12 protein-coding genes and 1 other RNA gene are annotated in these 23,189 nt (G+C 44.7%); 6 read left to right on the forward strand and 7 right to left on the reverse strand.

What is annotated here, in order from left to right; genetic code table 11:
* Window positions 1-531: 531 nt before the first annotated feature.
* Genes dolP through BMZ28_RS06320 form a run of 4 tightly spaced genes read right to left on the reverse strand, consistent with a single transcriptional unit; the run spans window position 532 to window position 3,903 of the window.
* A complete protein-coding gene (gene dolP / locus BMZ28_RS06305; RefSeq protein ID WP_114987067.1) occupies window positions 532-1,110 on the reverse strand; it encodes a division/outer membrane stress-associated lipid-binding lipoprotein in 579 nt (192 codons plus the stop codon).
* 13 nt (window positions 1,111-1,123) lie between these two features.
* Entirely contained in the window at window positions 1,124-1,714 is a 591-nt protein-coding gene (gene diaA / locus BMZ28_RS06310) for a DnaA initiator-associating protein DiaA (protein ID WP_047781971.1), read from the reverse strand.
* A gap of 48 nt (window positions 1,715-1,762) precedes the next feature.
* Entirely contained in the window at window positions 1,763-2,164 is a 402-nt protein-coding gene (locus BMZ28_RS06315) for a YraN family protein (protein ID WP_074821632.1), read from the reverse strand.
* A complete protein-coding gene (locus BMZ28_RS06320; protein WP_074821633.1) occupies window positions 2,122-3,903 on the reverse strand; it encodes a penicillin-binding protein activator in 1,782 nt (593 codons plus the stop codon). Before BMZ28_RS06320 ends, BMZ28_RS06315 begins: the two co-directional genes overlap by 43 nt.
* Before the next feature lie 62 nt (window positions 3,904-3,965).
* Between BMZ28_RS06320 and rsmI the strand changes: the two genes are divergently transcribed.
* Window positions 3,966-4,841, forward strand: coding sequence for a 16S rRNA (cytidine(1402)-2'-O)-methyltransferase (gene rsmI / locus BMZ28_RS06325; protein WP_047781969.1), 876 nt, complete (start codon window positions 3,966-3,968; stop codon window positions 4,839-4,841).
* A gap of 88 nt (window positions 4,842-4,929) precedes the next feature.
* Window positions 4,930-5,306: RNase P RNA component class A (rnpB, locus tag BMZ28_RS06330), an RNA gene on the forward strand.
* Window positions 5,307-5,603: 297 nt separating this feature from the next.
* Here rnpB and BMZ28_RS06335 read toward each other — a convergent pair.
* Window positions 5,604-8,156: an autotransporter outer membrane beta-barrel domain-containing protein gene (locus BMZ28_RS06335; RefSeq protein ID WP_074821634.1), complete on the reverse strand. Its 2,553-nt coding sequence runs from the start codon at window positions 8,154-8,156 to the stop codon at window positions 5,604-5,606.
* 747 nt (window positions 8,157-8,903) lie between these two features.
* Between BMZ28_RS06335 and BMZ28_RS06340 the strand changes: the two genes are divergently transcribed.
* The 3 genes from BMZ28_RS06340 to BMZ28_RS06350 all read left to right on the forward strand — a co-directional run bounded on the left by BMZ28_RS06340 (window position 8,904) and on the right by BMZ28_RS06350 (window position 14,190).
* Window positions 8,904-9,686: a winged helix-turn-helix domain-containing protein gene (locus BMZ28_RS06340; RefSeq protein WP_074821635.1), complete on the forward strand. Its 783-nt coding sequence runs from the start codon at window positions 8,904-8,906 to the stop codon at window positions 9,684-9,686.
* On the forward strand, window positions 9,683-10,186 hold the full coding sequence (locus BMZ28_RS06345) for a YqeJ family protein (protein WP_047781968.1): 504 nt from the start codon (window positions 9,683-9,685) through the stop codon (window positions 10,184-10,186). Before BMZ28_RS06340 ends, BMZ28_RS06345 begins: the two co-directional genes overlap by 4 nt.
* A 452-nt stretch (window positions 10,187-10,638) precedes the next feature.
* Window positions 10,639-14,190: an autotransporter outer membrane beta-barrel domain-containing protein gene (locus BMZ28_RS06350; RefSeq protein ID WP_248296108.1), complete on the forward strand. Its 3,552-nt coding sequence runs from the start codon at window positions 10,639-10,641 to the stop codon at window positions 14,188-14,190.
* A gap of 107 nt (window positions 14,191-14,297) precedes the next feature.
* On the opposite strand, the gene BMZ28_RS06355 is transcribed toward BMZ28_RS06350, so the two are convergent.
* Both BMZ28_RS06355 and BMZ28_RS06360 read right to left on the reverse strand, forming a co-directional pair.
* Window positions 14,298-17,402 carry an autotransporter outer membrane beta-barrel domain-containing protein gene (locus BMZ28_RS06355; protein ID WP_074821636.1) on the reverse strand — a complete coding sequence of 1,035 codons (3,105 nt, stop codon included), beginning with the start codon at window positions 17,400-17,402 and terminating at the stop codon, window positions 14,298-14,300.
* Window positions 17,403-17,476: 74 nt separating this feature from the next.
* The gene (locus BMZ28_RS06360; RefSeq protein WP_074821637.1) at window positions 17,477-20,515 is read right to left on the reverse strand and encodes an autotransporter outer membrane beta-barrel domain-containing protein; all 3,039 of its coding nucleotides are present in this window, start codon (window positions 20,513-20,515) and stop codon (window positions 17,477-17,479) included.
* Window positions 20,516-21,596: 1,081 nt separating this feature from the next.
* Between BMZ28_RS06360 and BMZ28_RS06365 the strand changes: the two genes are divergently transcribed.
* A complete protein-coding gene (locus tag BMZ28_RS06365; RefSeq protein WP_047781967.1) occupies window positions 21,597-23,177 on the forward strand; it encodes a flavin monoamine oxidase family protein in 1,581 nt (526 codons plus the stop codon).
* Window positions 23,178-23,189 lie beyond the last annotated feature (12 nt).

Raw genomic sequence — 23,189 nt, forward strand, 5'->3', positions numbered from 1 at the left:
ACCACTTCGTCATCCTGACGAAAGTCAGGATCTCGCCCTAAAGCCAAACGTTGTGATTAAGCTAAAACCTAGATTTCGACTTTCGCCGGAATGACCGGGGGATCGGCATGACGAGGATATGTTTAGCCTACCACTTCGTCATCCTGACGAAAGCCCTGAGGAATCCCCACAAATTTTTCTTTGGGGATTCAAAGGATTAAAGTGGGTGTTTTGTGAGCGATTTGTCCCACTTATTAGTGGCTCAGTCAGAATATGATCGCATTCCCCCCTTCGTCATTCCGGTGAAAACCGGAACGCGTAGCCGCAGGCGTAGCAAACATTCGCATAGCGAATGGCCCGAAGGGGAGCGCAGCGAATCATCTAATGTTTTCGCTTAACGACAACGCTTGGCTTAAGAACGAGATCCCCGCTTTCGCGGGGATGACGGTATAAATGCGGGAATGACAATATAAATCATAGTTAAGAATTCATATTTATTTTTCTGGGGATTCCTCAGGGCGAAAGCCAGGATCTCATCCTTGAACCCAAAATTTACTTCACCAACTGGAACACGGTAATAACGTGTTTAACGCCGTTCACTTCGCTGGCAATTTTAGCGGCTTCCTGACCTTGCGCTTCGGTGACTAAACCAAGCAGGAAGACTTCACCATTTTCGGTCACGACTTTGACGTTGCTGGATTTGACCTTATCACTGGTGAGTAACTGTGAGCGGATTTTGGTAGTGATCCAACTGTCGCTGGATGCCGTGCCGATATCCACCGGTTTACCTTCACGTACCGCATTATGCACTTCCTGAGCACCATCTACGCCAACGGCGATATTTTTAGCTCGTTCTGCTAATTCTGCTCTTGGCGATTGACCGGTTAATAATACGCTGCCGTGATAGGCGGTGGTAATAATGCGCGACTGCTGCTTAATTTCCTGATCTTTAGCGATAGCGCTACTCACGCGGGCTTCCAGGGTAACATCGTCTACCTGTGTCCCTACTGTGCGAGGGTCGGTCGCTGTTTTGGTGGCCATAGCGGCACCACCGGCGACGAAGGCAACACAGCCATGCAGCATCGTGGTGGTTAATAAAATAGCCAATGCCGTTAGGTTACGGATTTTCATGCAAAAAGCTCCTTCAGTCATCCTGGTGAGGAAATAGGGTGTAATCAATAAGATCGCAAAGACAGTTGACGATCAGCATATGCATTTCCTGTATCCGGGCGCCCCGGTGTGAAGGAATGCGGATCTCAACATCTTGCAGGCCTAGCAGACCGGCTAGTTCGCCACCGTCTGAACCGGTCAGGGCAATAATCGTCATATCGCGCGTCACTGCCGCTTCAACGGCTTTAATAATATCGCGGCTGTTACCACGGCTTGAAATGGCCAATAGAATATCACCGGCCTGACCTAAGGCTCTCACCTGTTTGGCGTAACCTTCATCCTTGATACCATCATTATTGATGGCCGTTAGGGTGATGGTATCGGCACTGAGGGCAATAGCGGGTAGGCTTGGGCGTTCAGTTTCAAAACGGTTAATCAGGCTGGCTGCGAAATTTTGAGCATTGGCCGCTGAAGCACCATTGCCGCAAGTCAGTACTTTATTACCGTTAAGTAAAGACTGAACGATGGTCATGGCCGCGCTGGAGATTGAGTCGGGTAGCGCTTCCGCCGCCGCGATTTGTGTCTGAATGCTTTCGGTGAAACAACCTTTGATTCTTTCCAACATAATTTAAGTTCTGCTTTCGTCTTTGCTTGTGATGACCTGAGACAGGTACTAAGTACTACCATCGGCACTAAATGCATTTGGCAGCCATTGTAACTGATTACCGGTAATAGCTAAAACATCGAACCGGCAGTTTGTTGTTTCCAGACATAACTGGCGTTGAGCCAACCAGCGTGCAGCTGCATAAAGTAAACGCTGCCGCTTATGCCAGGTAACGGAGTCTGCTGCGTGACCATAGTCAGCGTTTCGGCGGTAGCGGACTTCAACAAACACCCAGATATCGCTGTCCTGCATGATTAAATCGAGTTCACCGCCGCGATATTTAATATTAGCATCGATGAAGCGTAAACCAGAACGTTCCAGATAGCGGCGTGCTATTGCTTCATAACACGCCCCAACCTGATGACTGGTTATTTTACCGGTACGAGTTGTCCCTGACGGTATTGTATCCATGGCAATTGGCGATGCACCACACAGTTATTGTCTGTACTGAGTATGCCTGTAGAGCCAGTGAGTTGGAAGTCAGGTAACTGGCGAATCTCTGCGAAATGCATCGCAAGTTCCCAAGCATCTGCTCCCATACCGTATAAACGGAACTGGGAATAGTCGCTGCCGTATTTGCTGCTACCCTGTTGAGATAGCGCCGGAGACAGTCCGACTAACATTGGAATTTCGCTGAATTGAACGCCGTCCATCTCAAAGCGGAAGTCAGGGCCAGCACCTGCCTGATAGCTACGTGAGCTGGCGTAAAGAGCGGCAGATTTGGAGGCTTTAGAGATATCCAGCATAGGTTTAATCAGGGCTAGCTCTGGTTGAGTGGCCACAATATAAATCGCATCGACTGAACCGGAAGCAACACCGGTTACCCCAGAAGAGAGGGTGATAGGCTGACCGCTAGCACTCATACCGCCGCCACGGCTAATGGCTTCTCTCAGATCACCCAGCTTGCCAAAATATTGCACACGGGCAGCATCACCGCCGAACTTGCTCCATTGTTCGCCAAACGCTCTGGCCACGCGATCGCCGAAGTTACCGCGAGGCACCATGATTAACGGTGATTTTTTACCCTGAATATTGATGTGTTTTGCTGCATCAATCGCTTCATCTTCCGGAGACAGGGCGAAATAACAGATATTCGGACGATCGGCCATTTTCTCCGGTTGGTTCAGTGCCAAAATACTTAATGGCGAAGCGGACTGTGCTAACTGCTCGACTTCATTTTTAAGCAGTGGCCCAACAATCATAGTGGCACCGTCCAACTCGGCCTGAGCCAAAATGGCGGTTAATGGCTTGCTGCCGGTGTCATAAACTTTCACCTGAGTATTGGCACCGTTACTGCTCATGGATTTGGCGGTATTGAAACCATCCTGAATGGTTGGGCCGAATTTGTTACCCGGACCACTTAATGGCAATAACAGAGCAATGTTTGTATTAGAGACTTTCTGGAAACCTAACGCACGAGCTAATTGGCCGGGTAATGTTTTAGATGCCGGGTGGTGGTTATAGCGATCCTGCCAATCTTTGATGGCAGTCTGAAGCATGGTATTGTCTGCTTTATTGTTCTGGTAAGTCTGTAGTAGTTCTAACCAGCCGCGCAGAGTTTCTTCATTGGCATCAATGACCAGTGCATTCAGCATCGCTGGGGTAAACTGGGTTAACAGATTCCAGGTTTTGTCGATAACTTTAGGGCGCTCTTCGTCAGAAACCAGAGGCTCAAGGTTAATATAGGCTCGCAGTTGTGCTAATGAGTCGCGCCCCTGATTGGCCTGAATCTCTACCCGGTAGTAGCGGGCTTTTTGTTCGTTAGACAGGCTGGCAAGGTTAATGTTTTTTAGCCACTGGAACATACCTTTGCTATCCTGTTGCTTTGCAGCTAGCTCGGCACGTAAAAGTTGTCTTTCCTGATCCTGTGGAATAGGGAGAAGCTCTGGGAATTCTTGCAGTATACTGAACGCTTGTTTGGTATCGTTTTCGAGAATCAGCGCTCTGACAGCCAAGAGTTGCCAGTTTGTTTTGGTTTCGCCGTTACTTTCGGCAGCCTGTTGCAGGTAGTAAGGTGATTTTTGGGTAATCTCACCCTGAATACTGTCCGTGGAGTTTTTTAATCCTTGGCATCCTACCAAAAACAGCGCAGCCAGTACTACTGGCAGAGCCATGCTTGCCCTAGTACGAAGGTATGTGATTAAACGCATGCTGTATCCAATTTATTCTAATTTGAGATCGTTAATATTAAAGCGGTCATCTGGACGAAACAATGAGTCAACACAATCAAGTCGCTATTCAGCCTTCGACCCTTTATGTGGTACCCACGCCCATCGGTAACCTTGGCGATATTACTCAGAGAGCCTTGGATGTTCTGGGCGCCGTTGATTTAATTGCGGCAGAGGACACCCGACACACCGGTCTACTATTACAACATTTTGCTATTAATGCTCAGCTTTTTGCACTGCATGACCATAATGAACAGGCAAAGGCCGATAGTTTAATCGCAAAACTGCAAGATGGACACAGTATAGCGCTTGTTTCTGATGCGGGAACCCCATTAATTAACGATCCCGGCTATCATTTAGTCCGTCGTTGCCGGGAATCTGGTATTCGAGTCATACCGTTACCGGGAGCCTGTGCGGCAATTACCGCCATGTCTGCTGCGGGACTACCTTCCGATCGTTTTTGTTACGAAGGTTTTCTGCCGGCTAAAACCAAGTCTCGCTGTGATACGTTGCGGGCTTTAGAAACCGAACCCAGAACGCTGATCTTTTATGAGTCTACCCATCGATTACTCGACAGTTTGCAAGATATGGTGACGGTTTGGGGAGCAGAACGTTATGTGGTGCTGGCCCGTGAATTAACCAAAACCTGGGAAAATATTTACGGTGCCCCGGTAGGGGAGCTGCTGTCGTGGATCAAAGAAGATGAAGTGCGCCGTAAAGGTGAAATGGTGTTGGTGGTTGAGGGGTATAAGGCTCCCGAGTCTGCTGAGCTTTCTCCTGAGTCTTTACGCACTCTGGCTTTACTGCACAAAGAGCTGCCGTTGAAAAAGGCAGCGGCGCTGGCGGCAGAAATTCATGGGGTAAAGAAAAACGCGCTATATAAATATGCCTTAGAGCAACAGCAGGACGATCAAGAGTAAGACTTTATCGGCGTTAGCGCGCAGATAAACGATAAATAAGATTCTTGTTTTCTGGATTCTCAGGCTCGGCGCATGTATACTCCGCGCCGGAGTCGGCCAGACAGTCGCCGCTTCACCGTAGTCCTTTCGGGGAGACGGGTGGAGGGGAGGAAAGTCCGGGCTCCATAGGGCAGGGTGCCAGGTAACGCCTGGGGGGCGCAAGCCCACGACAAGTGCAACAGAGAGCAAACCGCCGATGGCCCGCGTAAGTGGGATCAGGTAAGGGTGAAAGGGTGCGGTAAGAGCGCACCGCGCGGCTGGCAACAGTTCGTGGCATGGTAAACTCCACCCGGAGCAAGGCCAAATAGGGGTTCACATGGTACGGCCCGTACTGAACCCGGGTAGGCTGCTTGAGCCAGTGAGCGATTGCTGGCCTAGATGAATGACTGTCCACGACAGAACCCGGCTTAACGGCCGACTCCAATATCTTATAAAACAATGTGTTGATGTAGTTCCTGCCGTATCTCAGATAATGGGATACAGAGTGGGATACATCGACAGTTGCCTTCCAACACAAAACGTTCCTTATACCTTGCAACGAAACGGGATTTTTTATCTCTACTTTCGGCTGCCTGATAATCGGTTTTTTAAATCATTATTATATTGAGCTGGCCTAAGAACCTTCAGATTAACTTCATTTTTAAGAGATTTTTACGGCGATAAAAGATAAAGGCAGCACTATTTAGCGCTGCCTTTATGAGGTCTATAAGCTTTATCTATTTATCAGAAGCTAAAGCGATAGCCGCCGTTTATCTGGCGTTGATCAAACTTGTTGCCGGTAGAACTGTCGACATCCAGATAGAAGGTATGTTGTTTTGCTACCTGAGCACTAACGCCAACGCCGTTATTCCACCAGTTTCCTTTAAAGGTATGACTCTCGGTTGAGCCATTTAGCTGATAGTTCACATCCCCTTCAAACTCACGCACGATACCGGTCTTTAGGTAAACGTTCACTTTGTTATCACCCTGATTAAGCTCATAGCCTAACAAAGCACTGGCTCTTCCCATTAGCGACTCATAGCTCCCTAAATCGACCTTCAGGCCGTTTGAGGCTTTAATATGCGTTGCTTCTTGATGGCCATAGGCTAGCTGTGCTTGTGGTTCGATATAGAAACCATTGTTTTGCTCACTCAGGCTGAATTTTTGGCCTGCTTCCAGCGAGAAGCTCACGCCATCGGAATTACCATTACCGCTTACCCGTTCATTTTGACTATCTTTGACGTTGAACTTATTTTTTATGTGTGAATATTTCACAACAGAATCAAGATAGAAACCATTGCTGGCTAGGTATGAAGCATAAATACCGGCATTATTGGATTCAGTGGTACCGTCACCTGAGCGATAATCTGGGCTACCATGGGTTTGCCCCATAAACACGCCTAAAAATAGCGGAGTTTGTGGTGAAATTCGCTTATCGACACCGATTTGTATACCGTTGTAAGTCATATCAAACTGATTGAGTTTCCCGCCGGAGAAAGAGTCAAATTTACCGGCAAAACCGCGTAGCCACATATCGCCGTGTTCACCGTTTTGACGTAAATCCCCCATTCGCTGTAATAGCGTCTGAGTTTCAGCATAATTCATCAGGTAACCAATATTTAGGAAATTAGCTCCAGCGTTGGCCGTCGAGGTAATTTCAGGCGTTATTGGGCCGGTATTATTATCAACTGGGGCACCGAATAGCTCCCAATCAGTACCGGTTTTTCTTAAATCATATTCATAACCGCCCAGTTCAACTTTATTGGTCACCGCAAACTGACCGTTACCATCGGCAGTTTCCACCACGGTTAAGGTTTCATTACCGTTAGTAGACAGATCTCCACGGTTCAAGATGGTAAGTTTATGGTTACCTTGGCTGGTACCTGAAATAACGAGTTTATCGCCACTATTATTGATGCCACCACCCTCTCCAGCAATATCTGTACGCATGATAAATGTACCGCTACCGCTTAAATCATTTATCGTCAGCGTATTAAATGTCGTGTCATTATTATTGGAAGCAAACCGGATTACGCCGTTGTTTATCGACAGGTGGTTGATATTTGAGTTTTCGCTTAATGACCATAACGATTGTGTGTTAACGTCTAATCTATTCACGTTTAACATCTTACCGGTCAGCGAAGCGCCATTCTGAAGAGTGATGTCTGTGATAGCGTCAGTGGCAGATACCACATCACCAACGATATGACTATCATCGAGTGATGCTGCCGTTATCGCTCCAGAAGAAACGTGTAAAAAGGTGCCAAAACCACCAATGATATTTGCATTATTTTCAATATGAATATTCGCTGTAGCATCTCTGCCAACATAAATTCCTGGCGCAGCTTCCGTCTCGATGGTCGAGTTATTCAGAGTAATATTATTCTCTAAATAGTCACCGGTATCATATCCCTTATATAATAAAAGGCCAAAACCGTTACCGAATGCTTTAATAGAACTATTATTAGTTAGGTTAAGCTCTCCGCCTTGCAGCAAAATAGCGTTATTACCTTGACTCACAATTTCGGTGTTTGAAATAGTAGTATCGCCACCAATTATATAAGCACCGGTATCACTTGAATTGATTTTCGAACTTGAAATAAGCGTGTTCGAATCATTTTTGTTACTGCCAAATATTGTTAGACCTGCACCGCTACCAATCGGACCCGCATAGTTAATTACCGAATTTGTCATGGTTAAATCGGACGACATACTGGAAACTCCGTAGCCACCTTTTTCCACCGTACCCGTTGCATTTATTACGCTATTATCGATATTGGCAATAGAATCATAAGATAAGCCTATACCGTAGGCTTCACTGTCAATCGTACTGTTATTAATAGTGGCGTTGGTACTTTGTAGGGCAAGCGCGAAGTTTCTCAACCGAGTACTCTTCACTGAAGCGTCATTGATGGTAAGGATATGGCGTTCGCCATCTCTGGTGTTGGTAGCGATATAGCCTAATATCTTGCCACCATTACTAACGTTAATTGTTGAACTCGCTCCTGCGTTATTTGCGTTCGCAGAAATAGAGCCAGAAATGCCACCATTTTTGACATCAAGGGTAGAGCCCTGTATAGCAGCTCGTTGAGTCAGACTTTCTCCACCAATAACGCCACCGCTATCAACGGTCAGATGCCCCCCATTTGAAACCTGAAATTTTGTTCCTTGCTGGTCGGTTGTCACGGTTAACGCTTTACCATCAACATTTGTTGTCGCGGCATAGGCTGAATGAATTGAAGAAAGTACAAGTACTGCGGCGATAGATAAATTAAAGCGTTGTATTTTGGTGTTCATAAATATGTTAACCTTAGTAATTCCTTTAAGGTGGAAATGATTAATCCGTTTTAATATATCGGTTAGTATGATTATTTAATAAAATTGACTTCTCCTCCATTCTGCTTTAGAAAAAGTAAAAATGGAAGCGAAACTCTAAATTTATCTTATTATAAGGAGGAACTTTTACAATGAGAATGCTTTAATGTATTAATTAAGGAACTAAATGTAATAAAGAGACTTTGTTAAAAATCAATTTCACCAAAAATGAATCTATTGCATTGTTTTATATTGATTTTTTATCCTGCTTCTTTTTGTAAATTATTGTAAGTATAACGTGGGTGTAGTGAGTGGGGGGAGTTATTGCTTTTGTTAATGTGTTTTTTGATTGATATTTATCGATTTAAGGGGTTGGTAATTTTAGGTGTTATGATAATTTATAATTAGTAATGATAATTAATATTCATAAGTATAATTGATGAGAAATTTATTATTGCTATAGTGGAAATTTATTTTTAATGACTTGTGATCAATTCGTTACTTATGTTAAAAATAAATAATTACAGTTGGTTATTATTTTTTAGGTAATTTTATTTTATTTTTAATACGTTGTTATTGTTTGGTATATTATTCAGTTTTTTAAGGTTAATATTATTTTTTATTTCTCTTTTTAGCTGGAACTTTTGTACATACGCTACCAGAATGCGTTATGCTATATAGGCAGAATAACTGTATTGATTGGCTAAAATAGTGAGTAATGGCGCTACCGTGACTACATCATCTAATACTTTTTATCGGATAAACGGTCAGATTGACTATGAACCTCAAAATCATATTTTACGGCATTGTTCTACTAACGTTGAAGTGACACTTTTTGCTCCAGCCTCCCGCTGCCTGCTTTTACTTATTGAAAAACAGAATACTATCATTAAGCAGCAAGAACTTATGTTGATCGGTTGGGAGATGCATGGTTTGAGCGTCTCCCCCAATGCTTTTTATCAAAATATTGCTAATATCCGTAGGGCGTTCAACGAGCTACTTCCTGGGCTGGAGGTTATTACAACGATAAAACGCGTTGGTTTACTCATTAGTAATGAAGTTAATATCGAGTCTATCGGTGCTAATCCTGAGGTTTTCTCAGAGAGGATCCAGGATCCTGATATATACATTGATTCTTATTCAACGTTCAGAAAAAAATATAATCTAGCGATATCTTTAACTATTTGTTTGATAGCTTTGCTATTTTTGGCTTCCAGCATAGTTTATTACCGATATCAGTTAGAGAAAAACACTCTATTTTTTAATCAGTACACTTTGTATGGGAAATCAAATTCTGGATGCGATGTTTTTATAAATAAGCTGGATAATGAAGCGCTTATATACTCAGATATGCAAATAATTAATACCATGGATTGTAAAAAATTCAACCAAGCCTATATTACAAGGTGGCCAGAGTGGACAAGAACTTCGATTGTCTTGTGCTCTATGGCTCGATACCGATCTGACGAGCTATCTTGTACTACTTATTTTTATGAGAGCAATTATCAATGACAAAAAAACACTGGATTGTCATGGTATTTGTCATTTTATCTAGCATATTGGGTGTTTTATTCATATGGAAAGCCAGCTTATTAAAGGTCGGTAGCCATATACCTGAGTGTCGGGCCACAACGGAATTTAATAAAAATGGTTATAGAGCACCATTAATAGTCAATTTTCGAGTAGATAAAGATAAAGGCCTTATTTTTTATGAGGGTCCTGTTTTTCTTGACAATAAATTGGTCGGGATTGTTAATCGGCAAATTGAATTTACCGTAAAGAGAATGCCTGGTGCTACAAGGGAACATGGTACAGTCAACTATCAGAGTTATAACGTAACGGTTTTTCCTAAAGATAATCTATCGGAAAATATAGCTGAAAAAATACTTCATAATTTTTTCATTAAGAATAATAGCTCTATTTATTTTGATATTTTTAATATGAAAGATGGCGCTATTTTGATCAACGATAATATACCTTTATTTTACTGTCGCCATGTACAAAAAAATTAACTTTCCAATTGCCTGGTGACGTACTATCTCTACTAAGATACGGTGGATACACGCCGAGTTACACCGGTAAATTTATCAAAACTCTATACGGTTGAAAGATAGCCTGTTGTTTTAGGTCGTCAGTTTAATGTGAACTCTAAGATACTATCAAACGTCCTACCTGTCGTATCTCTGCTATTTGATAAACGTTATGGTTACAAATCATATAACTAAACCATCATCGGGCTACTCAGCTCACTAAAGTGGAGGTTTTACTAAATAACGACTAACCCTTAAATATCATGTGCAACGTATTAATAAAATTAAAAGTATTGATAAAAAAACGTATTTGATTTAGTTTATTATGTGAATTATTTCTATAGTAAATTTAACTAATTGATGTTAAATGTTTTTTAAAGGCTAAAGTGCTTAAGTATTCCAAGGATTGGTTTATTAGCATATGGAGATGTATTGTGTACGTGAAAACAACGTTAAAATCTGTAATAAAACGTCATTTGTTGATTGTGGGTATTCAATTAGCATTCATGTCGACGCCTGCGTTATCTTTAGCCTCTTCGTATCTTGGCTATGTTAATAATTATTCAAAAGCTATTGATTCTAAAGCCTTAAATACTGGCGTTATGTCTAATGTAAATGGCGATATTGATCGTGCATTTAACCATGGGGCAAATTCAACGCTGACAACCAAGAATTTATATGTTGCTTATCGCGATGGAGCCATGGTTGCCGCTGCCGGTTCCAAGATGCGTGCATTTTCCGCGCCCTCTATGGGTATTATGACCAATGCCTCAGCCCTCAGCTCCGCGAAAGCTGCTCCTCCTTATTTCAATGATTCAGACGTTGTGAGTAGCGGTGTATGGGACTGGAAAAATAAGGGCAATGTTATTGGTGGAGGTGACGGTAATCGGGGCGAATTAATTCTGCAAGGTTCTGCCAGTTATAATAATGACTTCTCCGTCGGATATAACGGCGGCAATGGTGTATTGACCATCAAAGATAATGCCATTAATGCTAATGGTCTGACTCGTTTCCAGATAGGAACAGTTTACCCTCGCAATACACCCTCAAGTGAAACCCACGGCGTTCTGAACTTGATAGGCTCAGGTATGGGGGAGATTAACTCCAGAGGATTGAGCGTTGGCGATACTGGTTTATTATTTGACGTAAAGACTCAACGCGATAAAGCCATTACAGGAGTATTGAATATTCTCGATGGTGCAAGGCTGAGTGTTAGCCCAATTCCAGACAAATTCTGGGAATATTCTGATTCTCAGTTATGGGTCGGAAGCGGAAATTCAGTGAACTCCGGCACAATTAATATCAGTGGAAAAAACAGTCAGCTTTCTTTAATTAATAAATATATAGAAGAACATCCTTATTATGATGACTCGATGGTAGATGCCGATGCTTTTTTAGGGTATCTCGGTGAGGCTGATATTAATATATCCGATGGCGGTTCATTTATTGCCGGTCGTATCATTGCTTCATTTATTGGAAAAAATGACATTGTTGGTAATTTGTCCAAGCTTCCTTCAGTCAATATTAATGTTACTGGGGCCGGTAGTAAGTTAGGCGTTCAGGGTTTAATGGCGCTGGCTTCAAACGCGGGAGGCAGAGTTTATACTGTTGATATTGGCACTGATATAAAAGGGATTGGAAATGCAGTTTTAACCGTTGAAAAGGGGGCTGAAGTCTATTTTGAAGGTAAGGCTTATGTGGGCGGGGATGGTTTTGAAGTGCCAACGTCAGGACTCTTTCTGGCCAGTGATGAGGGTTCATCTGCTACGGTAAACCTGAACGCCGGGGGAACAATTTCCATTTCTGATAGCAATTTATCTCCGAATAAAGACGGGATTGTGGCAGGCGCCGGAGCTTATGACTTTAATCTCAATGGCGGTACTCTCCGGGTTAATTCCTGTAAATATTGTGATGATAAGTTAACGACCTCGGTAAATATGAACGTGCTCTCCGAATCCTTTCTGGAAGCGGATGACGCCGATAAACGCATGATGCTGAATGGCAATCTGGTTGGTGCTGGTGGGCTGGTTAAGACCGGTGCAGGAACGGTTATTTTCTCTGGTGATAATAATTATACTGGCGGAACTCGCGTCGAAGCCGGGGAACTGCGTTCAAACTCTTCTGGCGCATTTGTTAATAACACCGCTTATATCGTTAATGGTGGTCGGTTAAATCTTAATCATCACGATCTGATTATGTCGTCGCTTTCGGGTTCCGGCGGCGTGGTTGGCGTCACTTCCGCAGATCTGACGATTAATCAAAATGTAGATAGTTACTTTGCGGGTCAGTTTGACGGTGCTGGCACTATCACCAAGTCAGGAAAGGCTCAGTTAGCCCTCAGTGGAGATAGCCGAGGCTATAACGGGTTAACGACGGTGGCGAATGGTAATCTGGATTCAACCAACGCTTTAGGTGGTCAAATCACTGTTGAAAAACAGGCGTTGCTTTCTGCTACTGGGTATTTGGGCAAGACGACGGTAGCGTCCGGCGGAAGTCTGATGGTAGGAAGTCTGTACCATGCCAACCAACCGAGTTTATCGACCCTGAATATTGATACTCATCTCAATAACCAAGGGTATATCTATGTGGGTAGAACCAACAATAATGCTCCGTCACTGGTCGGAAATAAGCTGGTTGTGAATGGTAACTATCAGGGCGGTGGTTCACTTCATTTTAATACTATTGTTGGCGACGATAACTCTATCACTGACCATATGACGGTGATGGGGGATACGTCAGGAACCACCATGGTTTCTGTTAAAAACGTTGGCGGCATGGGGAATTACACGGAAAAGGGGATCGAACTGATTACCGTTGGTGGTCAGTCAGATGGCGTTTTTCTTCAGTCCGGGCGTATTACTGCCGGGGCTTATGACTACTTTCTCAATCGAGGGGATACCACCAAAGGTGCCGATGAGAAGAGCTGGTACTTAACGAACTCTCAATCAAAACCGAGTCCAAAAGAACCTGCTGTGCCAACCATTCGGCCTGAAGCTGGTGGCTATAGTCATAATATCGCCGCCTCTAATATGCTTTTTGTTCATCGGTTACACGACCGTTTAGGTGAAACTTATTACACCGATACTTTGACCGGGGAAGAGAAGGTCACCAGCATGTGGATGCGTAACGTGGGTGGACATACTCGCTCAAGAGACAGTAGTGGTCAGCTTAAAACTCAAACCAATCGTTATATTTTACAGCTGGGTGGTGATGTCGCCCAGTGGAGCAGCGATGGTGAAGACCGTTGGCATCTTGGTGCGATGGCGGGCTACGCTAACAGTCATAGCAATACGCGTTCATCCGTCACACATTACGGCGCCGATAGTTCTGTTAATGGTTATAGCCTAGGCGGTTACGGCACCTGGCAACAAAATGAAGGTGAAAGCACCGGTGCCTATATTGATACTTGGGCTTTGTATAGCTGGTTTAAAAATAGGGTTCAGGGGCAGGAGCAGGTAGCCGAATCCTATAAATCTAAAGGAATCACGGCATCTATTGAAACCGGTTATACCTTTAAAGGCGGCGATTATAAAGATAGCAAGGGCGAGAATAACCAGTGGTTTGTGCAACCGCAGGCTCAAATAATTTGGATGGGCGTCAAGGCCAACACATTTACTGAAGCGAATGCCAACGCTACTCGGGTTCGCAGCGAAGGTAATGGTAATATTTTAACCCGCTTGGGTATTCGTACTTTCCTGAAGGGGCATCATCAGTCTGATGAGGGAAAAGGGCGAGAGTTTGAGCCATTTGTGGAAGCTAACTGGATACACAATATGAAAACGTTTAGTACCTTAATGGGGAATGAACGCATTAAGTTAGTGGGTACCGATAATATCGCTGAAATTAAATTGGGGGTTGAAGGTCAGATTAACCCTAATTTTAATATGTGGGGAAACGTCGGGGTTCAAGTTGGTGACAGTGGGTATAGCGATGCAGTCTTTATGCTCGGGGTTAAATATAACTTTGGACAGATTTCGAAAAAGTAATTGCGTCAACTTGCTATAAGTCACGGGCTTGCAGCCTGAAAATCGACGATATATCTTTAAAGCGTGAGTTCAGCAATAAAATCATTATTGCTGAACTCAGCCATCAATCAGAAGCTATATTTCATGCCTAATGTTGCCGAGGTATCGCTGTAGCCTTCCGTTCCGATTTGCTGAGCGACATTAATCCAGCCGGTCAGCTTTTGGTTAAACTGCGCTTCTACGCCGGTTTTCAGTTCAGCAATATCATCATCACCCACCTGCGTATGGCTAACGCCATTCATTGTGGCACCCATATTTTTGGTGTTATGGATCCAGTTGGCTTCGACAAACGGTTCAAAGGTGCGATCTTTGCCATCATCAAGGGTGCTATGGCCGCTTAAATAGGCGCGTAAACCTAATCGCGTTTGGATATTGTTTTTACCGGTGCTGGTTATCGTCGTCCCGTTGTGTTCTGTATGATCGTCTGCGCCAATGCCCATCCAGATCACCTGCGCTTTTGGCTGGAGAAAATAGCGGGTTCTTTCATCATATTGACCCAGATTGAAGGTATAGCCGGCTTCAATGGAGGCGGTAACGCCCTGACTGTTATATTTTTCGCTGTTCAGCCCATCGCCTTTAACGGTGTTTTTAAACCAACTGTACAGGGCCCAGGTGTCAATATAGGTGCCGTTTTTATCTTCATCGTTGGCATACCAGGTGCCGTATACCCCAGCGGAATACCCGCTGACCGTACCTCTGGATGTATATCCGGTCACTCTGGAGTCAGTATTGCTTTGGCTGTTGCCATAGCCGGCCATTAAGCCCAGATGCCAGCGATCTAAACCATTATGAGACCAGTCGGCAATATCCCCTCCCAGTTGAACCACATAACGATTGCTTTGGGTTTTTAACTGACCGCTGCTATCGCGGGCGCGGTTATGCCCACCGACCTGACGCAACCATAAACTGGTGACTTTCTTTTCACCGGTAAGGATATCGGTGTATTGGGTATCCCCCAGTCGATCGTGCAGGCGGGTAATAAATAAACGGTTAGCGGTGGCTATATTGGTGATATAGCTGCCGGTTTCCGGACGGACAATTGGTGCCGGAACCGGTGGTTTTGGCGTTACCGGTGGCAGCGGTGGTGGCAGCACACAATCACAAGGTGGCGGTATAATTGGTTCTTGAGGCTCCGGCGGTGGGCTCGGTGGAAGCTCAGAGGTTAAGTACCAATTTTTGGCATCTGCACCTCGGGCGGTATTCCCCCGATTGAGAAAATAATCATAGGCACCTGCCACAATGCGACCATCCTGTTTAAAGGTGCCGTCTGAGGCGCCACCCACCTTAATGAGTTCAATACCTTTATTGGTGAGTGCGCCGGTACCGCCAATGTTATTGATTCTGACTAAGGTAGTACCTGACGTATCCCCGGTGATATCCAGCTTATCCGTTGGCGAATTATCCTCACCCAGTTGAACATCCATGATGATTAAACCGTCGTTACCGGTATAGTTACCGGCAATATTAAGGGTCTCTCCAGCGTTTTTATTGGCGAGGTTAATGGTTCCGCTGTTATTGACGTGTCCTTCAACGATCTTATTATTATTGATGTCGGCTAATTTTAGGGTGGAAGAGGCATCAATATTTAAGGTGCCTGTTCTTTGGCTATCAAACAGGCCTTTTCCGGTCAGGGTTAACTCCGATCCTTTGTTGAGTGAGATGGTATTCCAGGCGGATAACCGCAGTCCGTCTTCGCGGTTATCGTGATACCCGCTATAGGCTCTAAACGTTTGACCTTCAAAGGTGATCTCACCAGTTGAGCTCGGTTCGGGATCGTTACCGATACTGGCACCGCCGTCGAGATGATACAGTTCGGAGATATCGGCCCCTTGCCGGATAAAGGCCTTATCGTGGCCGTAGCCGCCCATTAACACCCGGCCGGTAATTTTTCCGCCGACAAAGTCGAAGTAGTCATCACCGCCGGGGTTGATATTATTGACAGTCTGGTAATCGTAAAAGTAGATATCCCCTTTGATATGACCGGAAGTGACAACCACCTTATCGTTACCATTGCCGGTGTAGATATCGCCGTCAATTCCCCCCTTTGACCCGGCATCGACGTACAGCGCATCATCGCCATTGCCTAAATTCACCATACCAATCAGCTTACCGCCTTGTCTGACTTTTACCGTATCGGCCGCCTTTCCATCACTGAAGATCGACCAGGCCTTACGCTGATCCGCCAGCCCGCCCCCTTCGCTTAATATCGCTTTGGCACTGAGCAAACCATCCACAATCACCAGTGACGCTGTATCTGCTCGGAGCCAAAGCGCTCTGGAGTCACTATAATGGTCGGTGGCCAAGACGGAAATTTTGGCATTTTGGCCCACATAGACTTGAGCATGGGTTGCACGGTTGGCATTGAGTTCAGCCTGCGTCTCTTTATTGATATAGCCTAAGCTAATTAAAGACGTATCATATGAGGTAATCGCGTAGGCTCCGCGGCGTATAAGACCGTTACCCGCAGGATCCTCAGTCTGAATAGGATCGGTGACCGAAATATCGGTATCGCCTTTCACCACAAAGCTGGAGTTATCTCCAACCGTAAGGGCTGCCGCATGCTGTGTTAATGAGAAGTTGCCATCAAAAGTCGCCTGAGCGCCCCACTGTAATGATATCCCGTTATTACCGCCATCATTGATGAGTGTGGTATTTCCCCGAACGTGTAGGCGGCTGTCTTTATGGTTGAGGGTAATGAGCTGGGCATCATGTTTACTTTTTCTGGCGGTATGATGAATGTTTAAATCGCCCCAGACCGTGAGGGTGCTGTCATCAGCTATCTTAACATGGGGAGCCCATTCCCCCTGAGCGGTTATATTGAGATTACCTTTTACTAACACAGAACTCTTATCTGTGACCGCAAGGTTATGCGATGTGACTTGGTTCGGGGCGCCGGTAATATTCAGATTATTGTGAAAGGTGGCGCGGCCGCCCTTAAAGACCTCCACTCCGGTATAGGGGGCCGCGACACTGACTTCGTCAGCATAAAAATCGGCGGAAGTGTTTTCCCTACTAATCGAAATGCTACTAAATTCATCGTTAGTAAATTTGTGGTTCTGACCATTTTTGATATCGACTTTAATTGGCGCGGCGATGACATAGTGCGGCGCATTGGCTGATAGCGATAACAAGATAAGCAGCGATAATTTTTTATAATTAAATGTATTCGGCATGAAATGAATATCCTTTTCATTGGATGAATAACAGGCAGCGTTTTAATCCGGGTGTTTGAACTTCGATGGCATCATTAGAAGCTATATTTCATGCCTAATATTGCCGAAGTATCGCTGTAACCTTTGGTGCCGATTTGCTGAGCGACAGTAATCCAACCGGTCAGCGTTTGGTTAAACTGCGCTTCTACGCCGGTTTTCAGTTCCGCAATATCGTCATCACCCACCTGCGTATGGCTAACGCCGTTCATTTTGGCGCCCATATTTTTGGTGTTATGGATCCAGTTGGTTTCGACAAACGGTTCAAAGGTGCGATCTTTGCCATCATCAAGGGTGCTATGACCGCTTAAATAGGCGCGTAAACCTAACCGCGTTTGAATATTGTTTTTGCCGGTGCTGGTTACCGTTGTTCCGTTGTGTTCTTTATGCGTGTCTGCGTCGATCCCCATCCAGATCACCTGTGCTTTGGGCTGGAGAAAATAACGGGTTCTTTCATCGTACTGACCCAGATTGAAGGTGTAGCCGGCTTCAATGGAGGCGGTGACGCCCTGACTGTTATATTTTTCGCTGTTCAGCCCATCGCCTTTAACGGTGTTTTTAAACCAACTGTACAGGGCCCAGGTATCAATATAGGTGCCGTTTTTATCTTCATCGTTGGCATACCAGGTGCCGTATACCCCGGCGGAATATCCGCTGACCGTACCTCTGGATGTATAGCCAGTTACTTTGGAATCAGTATTGCTGTGGCTGTTGCCATAACCGGCCATTAAGCCCAGGTGCCAGCGATCTAAACCATCATGAGACCAGTCGACAATATCGCCCCCCAGTTGCACCACATAACGATTGCTCTGGGTTTTTAATTGGCTGCTGCTATCGCGGGCGCGATTATGTCCACCGACCTGACGTAACCATAAACTGGTGACTTTCTTTTCACCGGTAAGGATATCGGTGTATTGGGTGTCCCCCAGTCGATCGTGCAGGCGGGTAATAAATAAATGGTTGGCCGTGGCCATATTGGTGATATAGCTGCCGGTTTCCGGACGGACAATCGGTGCAGGCGTCGATGGCTTGGGGGGCAGGCCATTTCCCGGGTCTTGAGGATCTGCCGGAGGCGTTGTTGTCGGTAACCCTGACGTTAAATACCAACTTTTGGCGTCTGCGCCTCTGGCGGTATTTCCCCGATTGAGAAAATAATCATAGGCCCCGACGACGACGCGCCCATCCTGTTTAAAGGTGCCGTTTGAGGCGCCTCCCACCTTAATTAATTCAATACCTTTATCGGTAAACGCCCCGAGACCACCAATGTTATTCACTCGGACTAAGGTGGTGCCTGCGGTATCTCCGGTGATAACCAGCTTATCCGTTGGCGAGTTATCATTACCCAGTTGAACATCCATCATGATTAAACCGTCGTTACCGGTATAGTTACCGGCAATATTGAGGGTTTCGCCGGGGTTTTTATTGGCCAGATGAAGGGTTCCGCTGTTATTAACATGCCCCTCGATGCGCTTGCTGGCATTGATGCCCTCTAATTTTAGCGTCGAAGAGTTATCAATATTTAAGGTACCGGTTCTTTGGCTATCAAACAGGCCGTCTCCGGTCAGGGTTAGCTCGGATCCTTTGTTCAGTGACACACTATTCCAGGCGGATACCCGCAGCCCGTTTTCACGGTTATCGGTATAACCGCTATAGGCTCTGAACTTCTGGCCTTCAAAGGTGATTTCACCGGTTGAGTTTGGATTAGCGCCGCTACCGAGACCGCCGCCACCGTCGACATTGTACAGTTCGGAGATATCGGCACCTTGCCGGATAAAGGCTTTATCATGGCCGTAGCCGCCCATTAACACCCGGCCAGTGATTTTTCCACCGACAAAGTCGAAATAGTCATCGCCACCGGGGTTGGTGTTGTCGGCATAATCATAAAAGTAGATATCGCCGTTGATATGACCGGAAGTGACAACCACCTTATCGTTACCATTTCCGGTGTAGGTATCGCCGGTAATTCCGCCTTTGGGTCCGGCATCGACATAGAGCGCATCATCGCCATTGCCTAAATTCACCCTACCAATGAGGTTACCGCCATATCTGATTTTTACCGTATCGGCTGCATCGCCCGCACTGAAGAGCGACCAGGCCAGGGCCTGTCCGCCCCCCGCTTTGGCACTGAGCAAGCCGTCAACAATCACCTGTGAGGCGTTATCGGCTTTGAGGTTGAGGGCAATGACGTCATGAATAGGGTCGGTAGCAGAGGCGGTAATGCGGGTATTTTGGCCGACATAGACTTGTGCATGGGTTGCGCGGTTGGCATCGAGTTCAGACTGCGTCGCTTGATCGATATAGCCTAAGCTGATTAACGATGTACCGTAAGCATTAACCGCGGTGGCGGGGCGGCGCGTCATCTTGCCGTCGGGATCTTCCACCAGAAGCGGGTCGGTGACCGAGATAGCGGTATCGCCTTTGGTGGTAAAGCTGGCGTTGTCTGCCACCGTCAGGGCGGTTGCCCGCTGTGCTAATGAGAAGCTGCCCTCAAAAATGGCCTGAGCCCCGGACTGTAATGCGATTCCTTCATTGCTGCCCTCATTGGTCAGGGTGGTATTGCCGCCAACGCGAAAAATGCTGTTCTGGCTGAGGTTAATCAGGGTGGCATCATTGATACTTTTGTTGGTCGTATGACGAATACTCAGATCGCCCCCAATATTGACGGAACTGTTATTCTCAACATTAATATGGGCAGCATTTTCGCCCTGACCGGTTATGGTTAGATTCTCTTTGACTAAAAATGAACTCTCATTGATAACGGAAAGGTTATTGGTTCCCTCCTGGTTAGGGGCGCCGGATATATTCAAATTACGGTGAAAGGTTGCGCTGCCACCGAGATCTAAAGACACGCCCATGCCAAGAGATTTCACACTGATCTCGGGTTCATTATAAAAGTCGGCAGAACTGTTTTCCCCAGTAATAAAAATTTTACCAAAATAAGGGAAGCTGAATTTGTAATTTTTACCATCATCGATAGTGATATTATAACGGGCGGCGATTGAATATTTAGGGATATTCACGGAGAGCGATAATAATATAAGAAGCGATAATTTTTTATAATTAAATGTATTCGGCATTAAATGAATATCCTTTTCATTGAATTAATAACTATTAATTATTATTAATATGCAACGTTTTAATATTTATCCTGATGAGGGTAGATTACACGTTTAAGACATAACAAAAAAATCGTTTATTCATTTTGATTTCTTCTTTTGCAATAGCTTTTCACTATCAATTCCTTGTTAATGATCGGTGTAACAGATCGTTTGATTTGTTAACATTATTTATCTGTATGAATATTAAGTGGTTTGGTTTTTATTTATTTTTTAAGAGAAGGTGCTGAAGTGCAACAACGCTTTGGTTGCTTGTTTTGATAAATAATTTAAATAAATTAAATTAGCAGGGGGGATATGTAAATTTTGATAGGTTTTTTTGTTATTAATTAATCAGGTTGATGGGTTTAAATTAAAGGCGTGAGAATATCATCGTTATCTATTATGCGTTATTTAAGATGATATCTGATGAACCCAGATTATTTTTAGATAATGATAGACTTTTTTTAACTAAAGCATAGAGGAAGTCCGGCTGAAAAAGTGACTGTATTTTGCCAAACCATAGCGGTTATCTTACTGTTTTATCAATTTTTTAATCCATCTTCATTGAATGTCATCACTGAGCAATACATGACTGATTCTACATTATCAAGCATAGGGTCGATGATATTGATAGTGACCTTTTAAACTAAAAGCCTCCTATATATATTAAAAACGGTATTCTGTATTTCGATGTTAGCCTGCGGACTCGCTGTTTTTTAAATTTTTAAGCGCTTTTATTTTTATTATCAGCAGATGTGATATCAACATATTTCAATCCTGCTGAGGAATGGAGGTATTTGAGCGCCTATGGTTTTTAGTTAAGTAAAAATATAAAACAATGATTAAGAAAATATGCATCAAGCAACGGTTAATTGACAAATTATGACGAAAACACAGGTTTATTTACATATTGTGCTTATTGTAAATATATAAAATTAATGTAATCAGTATGTTAAAAAATATGAGTTGAAAAGCACATTATTTGTATGGTTTGGTGAAAAAACAAATTGATATAGTTCGCAGGAAACTATATTTATCGCAACTTTCAAGGTGTTTTATCATGAATACAAAGAATGTGAGTCGTAGAGATTTGCTCAAAGTTATTGGTGCAACGGCGGGTGGCGCCGTGATGTATCAGGTAATGACGGCTTTAGCCCATGCGAATGAAAGTGACTTTACTGCTCCCCCAGTACTGGGTGGGGCACCGAATGGGTCGAGCGTTGTCATTCTGGGAGCAGGTATTGCCGGTCTGGTTGCTGCACATGAATTGCGCAAGGCGGGCTACAAGGTCACTCTTCTCGAATATAACAATCGGGTTGGCGGTCGAGCTTGGGCTATCCACGGCGGTGATAAATATACTGAACTTGGCGGTTTCACTCAGGAATGCCGTTTTGATCCCGGCCTGTACATTAACCCGGGTCCATGGCGTGTTCCTTATCATCATCGAGGCTATCTACACTATGCCCGTGAATTTGGCGTTAAGCTGGAAGCGTTCAATGCCCTTAATGGTAATGCTTTTCTGCATAATTCTCAGGCATTTGGCGGCAAACCTCAGCGTTATCGCCATATTGTTTCCGATTACAACGGCCAGATTACTGAACTGCTAAGTAAAGCGGTAACCCAAGATAAGCTTGACGATATGGTGACAAAAGAGACTCAGGAAGTCCTTTTGGAATCATTACGTTCGTGGGGGGTGTTAGATAAAGACTTCCGCTATACGCCAGCCACCGCTTCAGCCCAGCGTGGTTTTGCACAAGATCCGGGTGCCACCGCCGATGGTGTACCGAGCACGCCAATAAAACTCGATGATATTTTGTCATCCCGCCTGTGGGAAACGCTCAGTCTGCCATTCTCTTATGAGTACGGTTCCAGTATTTTCCAACCGGTAGGTGGTATGGATGCGTTGCCTAAAGCGATGGGCAAAACGCTGAACGATTTGGTGACGTTTAATGCCAAGGTGAAAAAGATCATTCAGTCCGATAAGAATGTGACAGTCACTTATCAAGATGTTGCGAACAATAATGCAGAAAAAACGGTTCAGGCTGACTGGTGTATCTGTACCATTCCATTCTCTATCTTGGCACAAATCGAGCATAACTTTAGTGAAGCCATGGAAGCGGGTATTGCCAGTGTGCCTTATGCACCAAGCTTTAAAGCCGGTATCCAATTTAAACGCCGCTTCTGGGAAGAAGATGAAGCCATCTACGGCGGCATTACCTTTACCGATTTGCCAATCGGTCAGATATCTTACCCAAGCAGTGATTACCTGTCTAAAGGTAAGGGTGTGGTGTTGGGTTCCTATCTGTTTGGTGTTAATGCCTTCCAGTTTTCCAGTTTGTCACCAGAGGAAAGATTGAAAAAAACCATGGAGTCATTTACCAAAATCCATCCGCAGGCGAAAGATGAATTTGATAATGGCGTCACCATGGCATGGCACCGTTCACCTTTCTCATTAGGCTGCTATGGTCTTTGGACGACAGAAACCAGAGATAAGCACTTTAAAAACGTATCGCAGATGGATAATCGGGTGGTGATGGCTGGCGAACATATCTCCTATATTCCGGCCTGGCAGGAAGGTGCCATTCTTTCCGCGATGGAAGCAATCCGTCAGGTTAATGAGCGTGCGGCTGCGTCTAAATAATAGGGGAGACAT

The organism is Pragia fontium DSM 5563 = ATCC 49100, assembly GCF_900112475.1.
GTDB lineage: Bacteria > Pseudomonadota > Gammaproteobacteria > Enterobacterales > Enterobacteriaceae > Pragia > Pragia fontium.

Coding starts and splice junctions, on each gene's coding strand:
- rsmI (WP_047781969.1), top strand. CDS start 3,966: ATGAGTCAACACAATCAAGTCGCTATTCAGCCTTCGACCCTTTATGTG.
- dolP (WP_114987067.1), bottom strand. CDS start 1,110: ATGAAAATCCGTAACCTAACGGCATTGGCTATTTTATTAACCACCACG.
- BMZ28_RS06335 (WP_074821634.1), bottom strand. CDS start 8,156: ATGAACACCAAAATACAACGCTTTAATTTATCTATCGCCGCAGTACTT.
- diaA (WP_047781971.1), bottom strand. CDS start 1,714: ATGTTGGAAAGAATCAAAGGTTGTTTCACCGAAAGCATTCAGACACAA.
- BMZ28_RS06355 (WP_074821636.1), bottom strand. CDS start 17,402: ATGCCGAATACATTTAATTATAAAAAATTATCGCTGCTTATCTTGTTA.
- BMZ28_RS06345 (WP_047781968.1), top strand. CDS start 9,683: ATGACAAAAAAACACTGGATTGTCATGGTATTTGTCATTTTATCTAGC.
- BMZ28_RS06320 (WP_074821633.1), bottom strand. CDS start 3,903: ATGCGTTTAATCACATACCTTCGTACTAGGGCAAGCATGGCTCTGCCA.
- BMZ28_RS06360 (WP_074821637.1), bottom strand. CDS start 20,515: ATGCCGAATACATTTAATTATAAAAAATTATCGCTTCTTATATTATTA.
- BMZ28_RS06315 (WP_074821632.1), bottom strand. CDS start 2,164: ATGGATACAATACCGTCAGGGACAACTCGTACCGGTAAAATAACCAGT.
- BMZ28_RS06365 (WP_047781967.1), top strand. CDS start 21,597: ATGAATACAAAGAATGTGAGTCGTAGAGATTTGCTCAAAGTTATTGGT.